Raw genomic sequence first — 3,402 nt, 5'->3', positions numbered from 1 at the left:
GGTTTATACCGTACAACGACAACGGTACGGCCAACACAAAAGCGATCAACACCAGGCGAACGAACTCGCCCGACATCATCACCACGATCTGCCGCACGCTGGCGCCCAACACCTTGCGCACACCGATCTCGCGGAAACGCTTCTCCGCCATAAAACCCGACAGCCCGTACAATCCCAGGCAGGAGATCACCATCGCGATGACCGTAAAGGTATTGATGACACCCGCCACGCGTTTATCGTCCTCGTACTGTTTCTGAATATTCTCGTCCAGGAAAGTGTACTCGAAGGGAGCATCCGTGATGACATTCTTCCACGCACGCTCAAACGCCGCCAGCACCTCGTCCATATTGCCGCCGTTCGCTTCTGCGATCATAAAGTTAAGCTCACCCTCAGACTGTACACGCAGCAGAATGGGATATATCTTTTCATGCAGGCTGACCTGGTGGTAATCCTTCATCACACCGATCACCTCAAACTTGAACTGCTCTCCCTGCCAGTCAAAATACAGCGCATTGCCTAGGATCGATTCATTCGTCATGCCCAACTGTCGTACCGCTTCTTCATTTACGATGACGGTCCGCCACGATTCCTCATGCCGCGTGGGCGGAAAATTTCGCCCGGCCACCAGCGGTATCCCCATCACCTGAAGGTAATTCGGCTCCACCCAGCTGTTATGCACCAACACCGCTCTTTCCATGCTGCTACCCGCCGGGTACAATCCGAAGTCGGAGAAGATGGGGCTACCCGGCAAATAGGTCGTACCCGTCACACCCGACACCGCCGCCGTCTTCGCGATCGCCTCGCTTAGCGGCGCATATTGCTTTCTTCCGCTGTCGGTACGCAACGGCAGGACGATCTTATGCTTTGTTTCAAAGCCCAGGTTCTGTGCCTGCATAAAGCTCAACTGCCGCGACACGACGATCATACCGCACACCAGCGTAATGGCGATCACAAACTGAAACACTACCAGCGACCGTCGCAGCAAACTGCCCGCGGTCGGCAACGCCGCACGCCCTTTGAGAATGCCCGCCGGCTGGAAGGACGACAGGTAAAACGCCGGATAGCTCCCGGCCACCAACCCCGTAATGAGCGTGATCGCCAGCAGGCAAAGCGCCGTCAGACCCAGCCCCGAAGCCTGCAGGAGTATCTCCTTCCCGGTAAGCCGGTTAAAGACCGGCAACACCACCGGCACAAGCAAACAACTGATGATCATGGCAATGGCCACGATGATCAGCGTCTCACTCAGGAACTGGCGGATCAATAACGCACGCGGCGCGCCAAGCGACTTACGCAGCCCTACCTCCAGAGCACGTTGTGCCGCCTTGGCGGTAGAGAGGTTCATAAAGTTGATGCAGGCAATAAGCAGGATAAACGCAGCGATCGACCCCACCACATACAAGTAGCGGATACGCGGCGTCTCCTGGGTGGACGAGTACAGGTATATATCTTCCAGGGGCTCCAGCCCCAGGTTCTTTTGCATGCCCAGTTGTTTGAGATCCGACGCCCCGTGTTTCTGGTACGACGTATTCATCTTGGCGATCACATCCGGCAACGAATACCCCGGACGCAGCTTGACATAAGCCTTCATAAAGTTTTGCCCCGCCCATTCATCCGCAACGTCCGGCCGCCGTATATACTCACCCCACCCGTCGCTCGTCATAGAGGCCATGAAATTTATCCGCAGGTGGCTGTTCACCGGCGGCTGCATCACCCCCGTCACCGTAAAATCCACCGCCGGCCCACCCTGGTTGATGTTCAGCACTTTGCCGAGCGCCGGCGAGTGACCAAACAGCTTGCGGGCCATCGCTTCGCTGATCACCACGCTGTTGGGCTGCACCAACGCTTTCGCCGGATTCCCCTCTATAAATGGAAACGTCAGCACAGACGTAATGGTCGAGTCGGCCAGGAACCCGTCAGGCTCGTAGAACATCTTGTCTTCATACCGCACCAGGTTGAGCGTAACGTTGGGAGGGCTCACAATGCGGGCCACCGTCTCAAACTCCGGCACCTCGTCCTTAATCCCCCAGGCAATCGGCGGCGACGTGCGGGGATAAGGCTTGAAGTCGCTCAAACTCGAGCTCGACGTAATGCGAAACACCCGCTCACCATCAAGATGATACTTGTCATAGCGCAGCTCATCCTGCACATACAACACCAGCAACAGGCAACACGCCACACCAACAGACAAACCGACAATATTGATCAGCGAAAAGACCTTATTACGCTGCAAATTCCGCAGCGCCACGACAATAAAATTGCGAAGCATTAGGATTAAACGTTTGGTACTGTAAGCAAATACCGCCCGTCTGCACAAGGTTACAGGCACAACCCAACTTTATTTTAAAACCATCCGCTTCTGCACGACACTGCCCTGAAAACAAACGTCAACCAAAAACCAAATTCACAACACACCCCCACCCTCCTTCCAAATATCACAATACACAAACCCCCATTAACAATCCCGAAAAATGCAGTAGTACTGACGTAGTCCCAGCGTAACATTATGCAGGCCACTTTTTTCATTTCGGCCGCGGTAAAAAACATCTTTGACAGGATGGCCCTGCTGTGACGCTATATACCTGACTTCTCCGGTATACCCCACAGCAAGCTCCCAAAAAATACATAAACAACTACGCGTATGAGACACTTTTATCGAACCCTGTTTTTCCTGCTGGCCACCTGTGGGTCGCCGGCCTTTGCGCAGACCCTGGTGTGGTCGGACGAATTTTCACAACCTCGGCTCGACGCCGAAAAATGGACCTACGAAGTAGGCGGCCACGGCTTTGGAAACGGCGAGCTGCAGTACTATACTTCGGGCGAGTCGAACGTCTTTGTCGGTTCCAAAACAAACGCCGCGGATACCGGCTACCTGGTGATCGAAGCCCGCCGCGAGAACTACGGCGTTCCGCCGGAAAACCGGCAGTTCACGTCCGGTCGCATTGTTACCTCCGGAAAATTTAACTTCAAATACGGCACGATCCAGGCACGCATCAAACTGCCCAACCTGCAGAACGGCCTGTGGCCCGCCTTCTGGATGCTCGGCGCCAACTACCCCACCGACGGCTGGCCCCGGTCAGGCGAGATCGACATTCTCGAAGCCGGCTTCCAAACCGACTGGCAAACCAATGTCGCCAACCGCAAGAGCCATAGCACCGTGCATTGGTTCCAGGACAACTTCCAGGAGATCGACCCCAACGCACCGGGCAATGGCTGGTGGGGCAATGCATCGGCCACCGGCAGCAACACCATCAGCGGTAACTTCTACGACGACTTCCACATCTTCAAAGTGACGTGGACGCCGACACAGATCCTCGGCTACGTCGACAACGTACAGTTTTATACCTTCAACATTCCCCCCGGCGATCCGAACTTCACCGAGTTCACCACAAATCCCTATTATGT

General features: G+C 55.1%; 2 protein-coding genes. One reads left to right on the top strand and one right to left on the bottom strand.

Annotated features, from left to right (window positions below; all coding sequences use genetic code 11):
• On the bottom strand, window positions 1–2,266 hold a 2,266-nt coding region (locus KK078_RS30265; RefSeq protein ID WP_254094778.1), incomplete at its 3' end, for an ABC transporter permease.
• Between the two features lie 372 nt (window positions 2,267–2,638).
• Between KK078_RS30265 and KK078_RS30260 the strand changes: the two genes are divergently transcribed.
• Window positions 2,639–3,402 (top strand): glycoside hydrolase family 16 protein (locus tag KK078_RS30260; RefSeq protein ID WP_254094776.1); only part of this gene is annotated, 764 nt, incomplete at its 3' end.

The sequence above is a fragment of the Dawidia soli genome (assembly GCF_018598185.1).
Taxonomy (GTDB): domain Bacteria; phylum Bacteroidota; class Bacteroidia; order Cytophagales; family Cyclobacteriaceae; genus Ohtaekwangia; species Ohtaekwangia soli.
Note: the sequence above shows the minus strand (reverse complement) of the source record. Positions and strands in the feature narration are given on the sequence as shown.